At 72.6% G+C, this 10,962-nt stretch carries 11 protein-coding genes; 2 read left to right on the top strand and 9 right to left on the bottom strand.

What is annotated here, in order from left to right; all coding sequences use genetic code 11:
* The 3 genes from cyaB to glnA all read right to left on the bottom strand — a co-directional run.
* Positions 1-610: class IV adenylate cyclase (cyaB, locus tag EF903_RS20195; RefSeq protein ID WP_125545154.1), on the bottom strand; the 610-nt coding region annotated here is incomplete at its 3' end.
* Positions 611-629: 19 nt separating this feature from the next.
* Positions 630-1,475 carry a helix-turn-helix transcriptional regulator gene (locus tag EF903_RS20190; protein ID WP_125545151.1) on the bottom strand — a complete coding sequence of 282 codons (846 nt, stop codon included), beginning with the start codon at positions 1,473-1,475 and terminating at the stop codon, positions 630-632.
* Between the two features lie 634 nt (positions 1,476-2,109).
* Entirely contained in the window at positions 2,110-3,519 is a 1,410-nt protein-coding gene (gene glnA / locus EF903_RS20185; RefSeq protein ID WP_125545149.1) for a type I glutamate--ammonia ligase, read from the bottom strand.
* 185 nt (positions 3,520-3,704) lie between these two features.
* Here glnA and EF903_RS20180 point away from each other — a divergent pair, with 185 nt between their 5' ends.
* Entirely contained in the window at positions 3,705-4,172 is a 468-nt protein-coding gene (locus EF903_RS20180) for an RDD family protein (protein WP_125545147.1), read from the top strand.
* A 107-nt stretch (positions 4,173-4,279) separates the two neighbouring features.
* Here the strand turns inward: EF903_RS20180 and EF903_RS20175 are convergent, their stop codons facing one another.
* From EF903_RS20175 to EF903_RS20155, 5 genes are all read right to left on the bottom strand, one after another.
* A complete protein-coding gene (locus EF903_RS20175) occupies positions 4,280-4,987 on the bottom strand; it encodes a DUF4191 domain-containing protein (protein ID WP_125545145.1) in 708 nt (235 codons plus the stop codon).
* Between the two features lie 9 nt (positions 4,988-4,996).
* Positions 4,997-5,194 carry a hypothetical protein gene (locus EF903_RS20170; RefSeq protein WP_125545156.1) on the bottom strand — a complete coding sequence of 66 codons (198 nt, stop codon included), beginning with the start codon at positions 5,192-5,194 and terminating at the stop codon, positions 4,997-4,999.
* Between the two features lie 259 nt (positions 5,195-5,453).
* The gene (gene lipA / locus EF903_RS20165; protein WP_125545143.1) at positions 5,454-6,413 is read right to left on the bottom strand and encodes a lipoyl synthase; all 960 of its coding nucleotides are present in this window, start codon (positions 6,411-6,413) and stop codon (positions 5,454-5,456) included.
* A 109-nt stretch (positions 6,414-6,522) separates the two neighbouring features.
* The gene (lipB, locus tag EF903_RS20160) at positions 6,523-7,323 is read right to left on the bottom strand and encodes a lipoyl(octanoyl) transferase LipB (protein ID WP_125545141.1); all 801 of its coding nucleotides are present in this window, start codon (positions 7,321-7,323) and stop codon (positions 6,523-6,525) included.
* 124 nt (positions 7,324-7,447) lie between these two features.
* Positions 7,448-7,720, bottom strand: coding sequence for a hypothetical protein (locus EF903_RS20155; RefSeq protein ID WP_125545139.1), 273 nt, complete (start codon positions 7,718-7,720; stop codon positions 7,448-7,450).
* 173 nt (positions 7,721-7,893) lie between these two features.
* Between EF903_RS20155 and EF903_RS20150 the strand changes: the two genes are divergently transcribed.
* Positions 7,894-9,339 carry a regulator gene (locus EF903_RS20150; RefSeq protein ID WP_125545137.1) on the top strand — a complete coding sequence of 482 codons (1,446 nt, stop codon included), beginning with the start codon at positions 7,894-7,896 and terminating at the stop codon, positions 9,337-9,339.
* Between the two features lie 68 nt (positions 9,340-9,407).
* Here EF903_RS20150 and EF903_RS20145 read toward each other — a convergent pair whose 3' ends face one another.
* A complete protein-coding gene (locus EF903_RS20145) occupies positions 9,408-10,664 on the bottom strand; it encodes an NAD(P)/FAD-dependent oxidoreductase (RefSeq protein ID WP_260615650.1) in 1,257 nt (418 codons plus the stop codon).
* Positions 10,665-10,962 lie beyond the last annotated feature (298 nt).

The raw sequence follows: 10,962 nt of genomic DNA, 5'->3' as shown, positions 1-10,962 counted from the left end.
GGCCCGTGCAGGGGGTGTCCGTGGCGGACCAGAGTTCCAGGGCGATGCGGATGGCGTCCGTGGCGGCCGCCGCCACGGCGTCCGTGTACAGCTCACGCGTCAGGTCCTCGTCGGCGATGCCGAGGTCGGCCAGCACCGCCCGGACGTCGGCCAGCGCGTCGGCGACGTCGTGCTCGGCCGCGAGGGTCTCCAGTTCGAGGTACGTCCCGCCGATCTCCGGCACCCGGACCAGCGTGGCGAGCATCCGCCGCCCGCGGTCCTCGATGTCGTAGTTCCGGCACCGCTTCTCGAAGGCGATGACCGGGACGTAGCCAAGACCGGCCAGCATCGCGTGCACGGCCGGGGCATCCTCGACGCGGGTCTCGTGCTCCGGCTTCGACCCCGACTCCGCGTCGACCGCGGCGCCCTTGTACGTCAGCACGGCCCGCGTCTCACCGGCGCCCTGTATCGTCCGCACCCGCAGCTCCTGGCCGGCCTTCTCGAGGCTGCCGTCGGGCCGGTCGTAGTAGGTGTCCCGGTACACCTCCGTCCGGGCCGCGGCCCGGCTGTCGAGCGCCCGCCTCACCGCCTCGGGCGAGCGCACGCGGGCCTTCAGTTCCGCCTCGATCACTCCGCTTCCCCTCTTCTTGTCAGACCGTGCGCTCAGCCCCGTCGACGACCGCCTCGAACATCCGCCGGAACCCCCGGTACAAGGGCCCGTGCGGGGTCTCCATCACCTTGTAGGTGGCCGACTCGTGCCCCTCCCGCCCGGCATCGAAGGCACCGACGAACACGGTGCGGTCGGTTCGAACGACCCGCCATGTCGGCAGCATGGCGTAGCGGTACACCTGGATGTCGCAGATCCCTGCGAGTTCTCTCAGCCGGGCCTCGGCCAGGCGCACGCCGCCCGCCAGGGACTCGACGGACTCCCCGATCTCTGCTGCCCTTGTGGCCAGCGCCGGCGCCTCGGGGTGCAGCAGCGCCACTCGGACCCGCAGGGCCCCCTGGGCCCTGGACAGGTGCTCACGCAGCAGGGAGTCGTTGAGGCCGATCAGTCCGAGGCCGCGCACGGCCAGGATGTCGAGCTCTGCCGCGGCGCGGGCCTGCTGTCGGATCTCGCCCCGGGCCGATGCTTGCGACGAGTAGACCCGGACCACTTCGGGGAACGCGGCCAGGTCGAACGCCGCGCCGCCTGCGCTTTTCTCCCTGCCAGCGGCCAGGCCGAGGAGGTGCCGAGCGTCGTCGGGCATGTTCAAGCCGTCCGCGATCCGCTCGTACACGTCGAGGCGGCAGACCTCCCGCCTCCCGTTGATGACCTCGTTGACGCGCGCCTGCGTCATGCCGACCGCGGCAGCGATGCGGGCCTGGCTCGCACCCCTGTACTGCTGGACCAGGCGGAAGACCGCTGCGACGTTCCGCTCCTTGAGCACCACGCGCACCTCTGCCTTCTCCCAAGCCCACACGGGCAGCTCGATCGGTACGAGCGGTGTGGTCACAGCCGGCCCCCAGACACAGCAGCAGACGGAAAGTCATCCCACCGTGAGATTACCGTCCGGGTATCGACCAGCACGCAGAGTCGCAAGATCCTGGCTGCATGACAGCTCAAGCGACGACCGCTCTTGTCTGTGCCGACGCGCCCCTGCCGGAGTTGCACGCCCTCTCGTGGGCTCAGCGGGCCGGCCGGGCATGCGCCATATGCGGCGAAGCACTTGAGCCCGGCGCGGCATACCGCGGCCACGTAAGCGACCAGTACGGCGGGAACGGCGTCCAGTTCGACGTCTGGTCCTGCCCCCCGAAGGGGAGCCTGTGACAGCCTTCCGAACCTGCTGCCGGTGCAGCCGGCCGCTCGGCGCACGGTACGAGACGATCCCGGTCCACTCGGCATCCGGTGCCCGCCCCAACCTGCACGCCCACGTGCGAGGCGACCAGGCATGCCGCCCCACCACCGCGGCCGAACACGACGGCCGCGCCTGAACTCCCGCCCTTCCCGGCCTGTCAGCGGGCGGACCGGGAAAGGGCGGGACAGCCCCGTCGGGTCCGCCATGAAGGCGTGAGCAAAAGACTGCGGACCCCTCGCCGACTGGCGAGGGGTCCGCAGGTCGAACCGGGGGCTGGGAGCCCCGTCGGTTTCTAGAGGTCGAAGTAGAGCTCGAACTCGTGCGGGTGCGGGCGCAGCGCGATCGGCGCGATCTCGTGGGTGCGCTTGTAGTCGATCCACGTCTCGATCAGGTCCGAGGTGAAGACGCCGCCGGCGAGGAGGTACTCGTGGTCGTCCTCCAGGGCCTTGAGGACGTTCTCCAGGCTGGTCGGGACCTGCGGGACGTTCGCGTGCTCCTCCGGAGCCAGCTCGTAGAGGTCCTTGTCGATCGGCTCCATCGGCTCGATCTTGTTCTTGACGCCGTCGAGGCCGGCCAGCAGCAGCGCCGAGAACGCCAGGTACGGGTTCGAGGACGGGTCCGGGGCGCGGAACTCGACGCGCTTCGCCTTCGGGTTCGAGCCCGTGATCGGGATGCGCATCGCGGCGGAGCGGTTGCGCTGCGAGTACACCAGGTTCACCGGCGCCTCGAAGCCCGGCACCAGGCGGTGGTACGAGTTCACCGTCGGGTTGGTGAAGGCCAGCAGCGACGGGGCGTGCTTGAGGATGCCGCCGATGTAGTAGCGGGCGGTGTCCGACAGGCCCGCGTAGCCCGCCTCGTCGTAGAAGAGCGGCTCGCCGCCCTGCCACAGCGACTGGTGGACGTGCATGCCCGAGCCGTTGTCGCCGAAGATCGGCTTCGGCATGAAGGTGGCGGTCTTGCCGTTGCGCCAGGCGACGTTCTTCACGATGTACTTGAAGAGCATCAGGTCGTCGGCCGCGGCGAGCAGCGTGTTGAACTTGTAGTTGATCTCGGCCTGGCCGCCGGTGCCGACCTCGTGGTGCTGGCGCTCGACCTGGAGGCCCTGGGCGTCCAGCTCAAGGGAGATCTCGGCGCGCAGGTCCGCGAAGTGGTCGACCGGGGCGACCGGGAAGTAGCCGCCCTTGTAGCGGACCTTGTAGCCGCGGTTGTTCTCCTCGGAGCCGGTGTTCCAGGCGCCGGCCTCGGAGTCGATGTGGTAGAAGCCCTCGTTCGCGGTGGTCGCGAAGCGCACGCTGTCGAAGATGTAGAACTCGGCCTCGGGCCCGAAGAACGCCGTGTCGGCGATGCCGGTGGAGGCGAGGTACGCCTCGGCCTTCTTCGCGATGTTGCGCGGGTCGCGGCTGTAGGCCTCGCCCGTGATCGGGTCGTGGATGAAGAAGTTGATGTTCAGCGTCTTGTCGCGGCGGAACGGGTCCAGGCGGGCGGTGCTGATGTCGGCACGCAGCGCCATGTCGGACTCGTGGATCGCCTGGAAGCCGCGGATCGAGGAGCCGTCGAAGGCGAGCTCCTCGGCCGGGTCGAACGCCTTCGCCGGGATGGTGAAGTGCTGCATCACACCGGGCAGGTCGCAGAACCGGACGTCGACGAACTTGACGTCGTTGTCCGCGATGTACTTCTTGATCTCGTCGGCGTTCTGGAACATCCAACTCCTCCTACTCCCGATCCCGGGGGAGGGACGGGCTGTATAGCTCGTGGTGCGTCAGTGCGGTGCCGCACGCTGACCCGACCATAAGCAGGCGGGATTTCTCAGGCATGACCCATTTGTTTCGCCCAAGTTAACCAGGGTCCGCCCGAAGCGCCGGGGAGCACCACAGGTACCGTGGTCCGGTGGACAACAGGCAAGCAATCGGATCGTGGCTCTCCGGCCCCCGCGCGGCGGCCGAGGACATGGGCGTGGAGTTCGGCTATCCGGGCCGGCAGCTCGGCCTGCCGGAGCAGGGCCCGGGCTCGGCGGCGCGCTTCGGACGCCGGCTGGGCGCGGTCGTCATCGACTGGATCGGCTGCCAGGTGATCGCATACGGGCTGATCACGGGCGGCGACATGTCGGCGACGGGCAACTGGACGCTCGCCCTGTTCCTGGGCCTCACCCTCCTGACCGTCGGCACGGTCGGCTCCACCCCGGGCAAGCGCCTCCTGGGCCTGCGCGTCGTGTCCCTGGACGGCGGCCGCCTCGGCTTCGGCCGGGTGCTGCTGCGCACCGCGCTGCTCGCCCTCGCCATCCCGGCCCTGATCTGGGACCGCGACGGCCGCGGCCTCCACGACCGCGCCGCCCGCGCCGTCCAGATCAGGATCTGAGCGCACGCGAACGGAAAGGGGCGCCCCCGGGCCGGATGGCCGTGGGGGCGCCCCTTTCCGTTCGCGTCCGCGTACGGCGCGCGCCGTCGTATACGAGGGCGGCGGGGTCAGCGCATCTTTCCGCCGCGGGGCGGGCGAGCGGAACCGCCGCGGCCGGGGATCGGTCCCTTGGGCAGGGGCATGTTGCTCATGAGGTCGCCCATGGCGCGGAGCTTGTCGTTGGCCTGGGTGACCTGGGGGCCGGAGAGGACGCGGGGCAGCTTCAGCAGGGTGGTGCGGACCTTCTTCAGCGGTACCTGGCCCTCGCCGGTGCCGACGATGAAGTCGTGGACCGGGACGTCCGGCATGATGCGGGCGAGCTTGCGCTTCTCGGCGGCCAGCAGGGCCTTGACCCGGTTCGGGTTGCCCTCGGCGATCAGCACGACGCCGGCCTTGCCGACGGCGCGGTGGACGAGGTCCTGGCTGCGGTTCATCGCGATGGCGGGGGTGGTGGTCCAGCCGCGGCCGACGTTGTCCAGGACGGCCGCGGCGGCGCCCGGCTGCCCCTCCATCTGGCCGAACGCGGCGCTCTCGGCGCGGCGGCCGAAGACGATCGCCATCGCGAGGAACGCCACCAGGAAGCCCAGGATGCCCAGGTAGACCGGGTGGTCGATCAGGAAGCCGATCGCAAGGAAGACACCGAAGGTGACGATTCCCACGCCCGCGACGATCAGACCGACCTTCGGGTCCGCCTTGCGCGTCATCTTGTACGTCAGGGCGATCTGCTTCAGTCGCCCGGGGTTCGCAGCAGTCTCTGCGTTTGACTTCCTCGCCATACGCGCAGTTTACGTGGCCTGCGGGGGCCGGGTCGCCGCGGCCTCGAGTACGTGCTCGGTTTCGACGCGGTCCCTGGCGCGGCGCCGGTCCTCCAGGACGGCGGTCCAGGCGTTGCGCCGGGCGCCGCTCATGAGGAGCGACTCGAAGCCCCGGAAGGCCTGGGTGAACGACGGGATGGCGATGGCGCGTACGGGCGCGGCCTGCATGGTCTCGTTCCCTTTCACGGTGCTCACGTCGGTCTGGAGCGGGTCTGGAGCGCACTGCAGGGGGGCGGCGGCGGGTCCGGCGGCGTGTGCGGTGCGTCGACCCATGGTCACTGTCCGGTGTTACCAGGGTGTGGCCGGCCGGTCAAACGGTGATGAAACATTTACGCGGCCCGTGGGTCCTCTTCCCACGAAGAGCCTACGGGCCGCGTCCATGCGTATTACCGTCCGGTAATGATCTGTGCGGGAGTTCACACCGCCCTCAGGCGAGGGCGTTCGCTCCGCTGCGCTTCTCCATCGCCTGCTGGTAGAGGCGGCCGGCCCGGTACGAGGAGCGGACCAGCGGTCCGGACATGACGCCGGAGAAGCCGATCTCCTCGGCCTCCTTCGCCAGCTCGACGAACTCGGCCGGCTTCACCCAGCGCTCCACGGGGTGGTGGCGCGGCGAGGGCCGCAGGTACTGGGTGATGGTGATGAGCTCGCAGCCGGCCTCGTGCAGGTCGCGCAGGGCCTGCGTGACCTCCTCGCGCTCCTCGCCCATGCCGAGGATCAGGTTCGACTTGGTGACCAGGCCGTACTCGCGCGCCTTGGTGATCACTTCGAGGGAGCGCTCGTAGCGGAAGCCGGGCCGGATGCGGCGGAAGATCCGCGGGACGGTCTCGACGTTGTGCGCGAAGACCTCGGGGCGGGAGGCGAAGACCTCCTCCAGCAGCTCCGGGACGGCGTTGAAGTCGGGGGCGAGCAGCTCGACCTTGGTGCGGCCGGCCTCGCGGCCCGCCGTCTGCTCGTGGATCTGGCGCACGGTCTCGGCGTACAGCCAGGCGCCGCCGTCGGCCAGGTCGTCGCGGGCGACGCCGGTGATGGTGGCGTAGTTCAGGTCCATGGTGACGACGGACTCGCCGACGCGGCGGGGCTCGTCCCGGTCCAGGGCCTCGGGCTTGCCCGTGTCGATCTGGCAGAAGTCGCAGCGCCGGGTGCACTGGTCGCCGCCGATGAGGAAGGTGGCCTCGCGGTCCTCCCAGCACTCGTAGATGTTCGGACAGCCGGCCTCCTGGCACACGGTGTGCAGGCCCTCGCCCTTCACGAGGTTCTGCATCTTCGTGTACTCGGGACCCATCTTCGCCCGGGTCTTGATCCACTCGGGCTTGCGCTCGATGGGGGTCTGGCTGTTGCGGACCTCCAGGCGCAGCATCTTGCGTCCGTCGGGTGCGACTGCGCTCACGACCGGCTCCCTGTGACTTCGATTCCTCGGCGACCACCAGGGTACGCCCGTAATTTCGTACGCTCTTACGTCGGCCAACCCGTGGAGGGGCGGGCCCATTCCCCGACGGCTACGCCCCCGCCGCGCCCTCGGCCGCGCGCGGCCGCAGGTCGGCGTTCTCCAGGACGTCCCTCAGGTGCTTCTCCGCCACCGGCACCACCTCGGCGACGGTGATCTCGCGCCCCAGTTCGTACGAGAGCGAGGTCACACCGGCGTCGCGGATGCCGCAGGGCACGATCCGGTCGAACCAGGTGTTGTCGGGGTTCACGTTCAGCGAGAAGCCGTGCATCGTGACGCCCTTGGCGACGCGGATGCCGATCGCGGCGAGCTTGCGGTCCTCGCGGCGCTGGCCCGCGTTGGAGGGGGCGTACTCGGGGCCGTTCAGCCGGGGGTCGAACTCGTCGTCGTGGAGGCGGGGGTCGAGGTCGAGGGAGAGGCCGCCGATCAGGGGGCGCTCCTCGACGGGGTCGCCGAGCACCCACACCCCGGAGCGGCCCTCGACGCGGGTGGTCTCCAGGCCGAAGTCGGCGGCGGTGCGGATCAGCGCCTCCTCCAGGCGGCGCACGTGCGCGACGACGTCGACGGGCCGGGGCAGCTTCATGATCGGGTAGCCGACGAGCTGGCCGGGGCCGTGCCAGGTGATCTTGCCGCCGCGGTCGACGTCCACGACGGGGGTGCCGTCCAGGGGGCGCTCGCTGTCGGCGGTGCGCCGCCCGGCCGTGTACACGGGCTGGTGCTCCAGCAGCAGGCAGGTGTCGCCGGTCTCGTCCGCGAAGCGCGCCGCGTGGACCCGGCGCTGCTCGTCCCACGCCTCGGTGTACTCGACGTAGTCCGGCCCGAAGCCCAGGTGGACGAATTCCAGCTCAGCCACGGCAGCGCCTCCTCGTTGAAACTGCTGTGTGCAGGTATCGCACGAGCCAAGGGTACGGCGCCCCCTCCGGGACCCCCCGGGGGGTCGGCCCCGGACCGGCCCCGGACCGGCCCCCGGCCGCTGCTCAGCCGCCGTTCTCCGGCGGGGGCGGTCCGGGCAGCAGCCGGGGCGGCCTGCGGCCCGCGGGAGGCCGGTCGGGGTCCTCGTCGGCGCGCGGCAGCCGCCGGTGGCCCTCGGAGTGGTCGTTGACCCAGCCGCAGACCCCGCACGCGTACCGCCCGTCGAGCCCCGCGATGTAGGTGCCGCACCGGCGGCACTCGGCCTCGGTGATCTCGGGCGCGGGCAGCGGCGCGGGAGCGGCGGCGGACGGGTCCGCCCTGGTGGGCCTGGGGGTCATGGGGCGCAGCGTACGCGGCCGGCGTCGACGCGGCCGTAAAGAGCCCTGCCGATTCTGCACACGATCGGATGAATATGGGGCAGAGAGGGCGGCACGGCGACGGTTCGCCGCTACATTCACGCCGTTCACAGGGCCGGGACCCCGGTCCGACACGTCAGGAAACCGTGGAGCCGATGACGGAACGACCCGCGCAGCACGTCCCCAACCGCCAGCTCGCGGCGCTGATCGCGGAAGCCGGTTTCTCCAACGCCGGTCTGGCCCGGCGCGTCGACCAGCTGGGCCTGGAGCACGGCCTCGACCTCCGGTACGACAAGACCTCCGTGACCCGGTGGCTGCGCGGGCAGCAGCCCCGCGGGACGACCCCGGCGCTCATCGCCGAGGTCTTCACCCGGCGTCTGGGCCGCCGGCTCTCCGCACAGGACCTGGGCCTGGACGCCTGCGCCCCCGTCTACGCCGGCCTGGAGTTCGCGGCCACCCCGGAGGAGGCCGTGGACATCGCCAGCGGGCTGTGGCGCAAGGACTCGGGCTCCCACGCCGAGCTGCGGAAGATCGCCTTCACTCCGGCGGGGCTGGTCGTGCCCAGCCGCGACTGGCTGATCGGCCGGCCCGACGAGCGGGTCGGGCGCGGCGCCGACCCGGCCGCGGGCGCCCCCCGGGTGCCCCTCCAGGGGCGCGGCAGCGTCCCGCGCCAGCGCCAGATCGACCGCGGCCCCGGCCAGCGCGTCACCGGCGGCGACATCGCGGCGCTGCGCTCGGTCGGCGAGCTGTTCCGGACCCTGGACCAGGCGTACGGCGGCGGGCACGCCCGCCAGGCGCTGGTGCGCTACCTGGAGCACGAGGCGGAGCCGATGCTCCGCGGCACGTACGGGGAGACGGTCGGCCGCCGGCTGTTCGCGGCCGCCGCCGACCTGACCCGGCTGGCGGGCTGGACCTCGTACGACATCGCCGCGCACGGGCTGGCGCAGCGGTACTTCGTGCAGGCGCTGCGGCTCGCGCAGGCGGCCGCGGACCGGCCGTACGGGGCGTACGTGCTGGTCACGATGAGCCGGCAGGCCGTGTACCTGGGGCACGGCCGGGAGGCGGTGCAGCTGGCCCGGGTCGCCCAGCAGGGTGTCGGCTCAGGCCCTGCGCCGCTGGTCCAGGCGCTGCTGCACGCGGCGGAGGCCCGGGGCCACGCGGTGCTCGGCGAGGTCCGGGCCGCGACGGCGTCGCTGGTGCGGGCCGAGCGGTGCCTGGGCGCGGCGCGGCCCGGGGACGACGTGCCGCACTGGGCGAAGTCCTTCGACGAGGGGACGCTCGCCGACGAGTTCGGGCACTGCCACCGCGACCTCCAGCAGTACCGGGCCGCGGCCCAGCACGCGGAGCGCTCGCTCCAGCTGCGCGCGCCGGCGTACGCCCGCTCGCGCCTCTTCTGCAAGGTGGTGCTGGCCACGGCCCGCCTGGGGTTGGGCGAGCTGGACCAGGCGTGCTCGCTCGGTGCGGAGGCGGCGCAGCAGGCCATGGAGATGCGCTCGGTGCGCGCGGTGGAGTACGTACGGGACTTCGAGCGCAGGCTGGAGCCCTACCGGGACGCCTCGGCGGTGCGGACGTACCGGGACCGGGTCGCGGCGCTGTCGTAGCCGGCGTGCGGGCGGTCGGGCCCGGCCGCCCCGTCGGAGGGGGGCCGGGCACCGGGCCTCTGTGGTTCTCAGGCCACCGCCGGCAGGGCGTCCCCGGCGCCCGCGGGGAGCCGGATGCCGAAGTCGCGCAGGACGGCGCCGGCGGCGCGGCGGGCCGAGTGCAGGGCGCCCTGGACGGTGTTGGCGTCGCGGTGGTCGCCGCACACGTACAGCCCGGCGAGGACGCGGACCGGGCGCCGCAGGTCGTACGGGGGCGGCATCGCGGGGACGGCCTCGGGGGCGTGGTGGACGGCGAGGAGCTCCCAGTCGCGGGTGGCCGTGTCGTACAGGCGGGCGAGCCGTGAGGCGACGGCGCGCACGGGCGGCGGCGGGCCGAGCACGGTGGTGGTGACGAGGCTGCGGCCGGCGGGCGCCCGCGTCGGGTCGACCGCGCTCATCACGGCGGTGTGGGCGACGGGCCGGCGGGGGTCGCCGTCGAGGAGGAGCGAGCCGTCCCAGGGCAGGGGGGCAGCGGTGGCGTGGTGGATGACGGTGACCTCGTGGAAGGCGGGGACCCGCAGGCCCGGCAGGAGCCCGGCGGCGGCGCGCGCGCCGGTGGCGAGGACGAGGGAGCGGCAGGCGAAGTCGCCGTGGTCCTCGGTGGTGACGAGGTTGGTGGCCACCGACCGGACGCGGACGCCGGTGCGGACGGTGCCCGGCGGCAGTCCGGCGGCGAGCAGCCGGGGCAGGGCCGCGGCGCCTCCCTCGGGCACGGCGAGCCGCCCCCGGGCGAAGCTGCGCAGGGCCAGGTCGGCGACCCGGCTGGAGGTGGTGAGGTCCGGGTCGCGCAGCAGGGCGGAGAGCAGCGGCCGCAGGGTGCTGCCCATGCCCCGGGTGCGCAGGGCCTGCGCGGCGGTGCGCTCGGGCCGGGCCAGGATGCGGTCGGCGGGCAGGGCGGAGAGCCGCCCGAGGTAGGCGCTGAGCCGGGCCTGGTCGAAGGAGCCGCTGGCCAGTGCGCGGGCGGGGGTCCGGGCCCCGGCGCGCAGCTGCCTGCCTTCGGCGTGGACGAGGACGCCGGGCGCGAAGGGCCGCAGTACGAGGGCGGCGAGGCCGGGTGTCCGGTCGAGTTCCGTGTACGAGGTGTTGAGCAACTGGCCGACCCGGTCGAGCCGGAACCCGTCCGCGTGCTCGGTGGCCATGCGGCCGCCGGTGTCCTGCGCGGCCTCCAGGACGGTGACGGTGACCCCCGCCGCGATCAGGTGCTGTGCCGCCGCGAGTCCTGAGACTCCGGCTCCTACGATGACGACGTCCGCATGCTGTGCGGCGCGGTGCGAGCTGCTGAGCACGTGCCCCTCCCCGAGGTCGGCGCGGCTGTGTGGGGATCCTCCTTCCCCCAACCGACTCAAGGGGAACCCGAGTTCGGTGCGGTATTCCGGTCGGATCCGGTCGCATGGCGGTCGCATCCGGGTCACGAACGGTCGCACGGCGCCATCCCGTGCGCTGCGGCAGGAGCCGTGTGACGGGCGCGCCGCGACGGGGCCGACGGGCCGCCTGCGGGGCTCGACGGGCGGTACGCGTGCGGGGTCTGCGGCTGGGTCAACGACCACTCCGAGGGCCACCGGCGGCTGCCGCGCGCCGACGAGG

Origin of the sequence: Streptomyces sp. WAC05292, from assembly GCF_003949955.1 — a bacterium.
In the GTDB taxonomy this organism is placed as follows: domain Bacteria; phylum Actinomycetota; class Actinomycetes; order Streptomycetales; family Streptomycetaceae; genus Streptomyces; species Streptomyces globosus.
Note: the sequence above shows the minus strand (reverse complement) of the source record. Positions and strands in the feature narration are given on the sequence as shown.